Origin of the sequence: Acutalibacter sp. 1XD8-33 (assembly GCF_003612555.1) — a bacterium.
Taxonomy (GTDB): domain Bacteria; phylum Bacillota; class Clostridia; order Oscillospirales; family Acutalibacteraceae; genus Acutalibacter.
The window spans coordinates 1-567 of record NZ_RAZF01000099.1 but is presented as its reverse complement, the minus strand read 5'-3'; the positions used below and the strand labels follow the sequence as shown (position 1 = coordinate 567).

Genomic DNA, 567 nt, shown 5'->3' with positions numbered 1-567 from the left:
TTGACCCGTTACCCCGTGATTTTTCGCGTTCCCGATCACACGATGGAAAGCGTCGTGCGGGGGATTGACCGCATAGAGCGGAGGATGGGCGCAGGGTTCCGGCAAGTGTTCAGGTCAATAACGGTTGACAACGGAAGCGAATTTCAGGATTGCGCCGGAATGGAGCGGTCAAAGCGGGCGCGGAAGCCCCGCACAAAGAGTTATTATTGCCACCCGTATTCTGCATACGAACGGGGAAGCAACGAAAACATGAACCGCATAATTCGGCGTTTCTTCCCAAAGGGGACAAGCTTTGACGAAGTAACCGCGGCGGAGGTTGCAGAAGTGGAAGAGTGGATGGCAAACTACCCGCGGCGGATATTAGGCTGGGCAACGCCGCGAATGCTTTTTGAGCGGTACATAACATAGCCGCCGGAAAATTGAACAGACAAAGAGAGAGGCCGGAAGCGTGAAAAACGCCCGGTTTGATTTTCCATTGCCTTTTTGCACAAAAGCGGGGGTTCCGAATACGTCGGAACCCCCGCTTTTCATAAGTCGGGAAAATTTATTGAACTTTTTTGTAATTTA

1 protein-coding gene is annotated in these 567 nt (G+C 51.9%); it reads left to right on the top strand.

From position 1 onward, the window contains the following. The coding region (locus D7X94_RS18025) for an IS30 family transposase (RefSeq protein ID WP_158591090.1) at positions 1-408 on the top strand (408 nt) is incomplete at its 5' end. Positions 409-567: the final 159 nt, after the last annotated feature.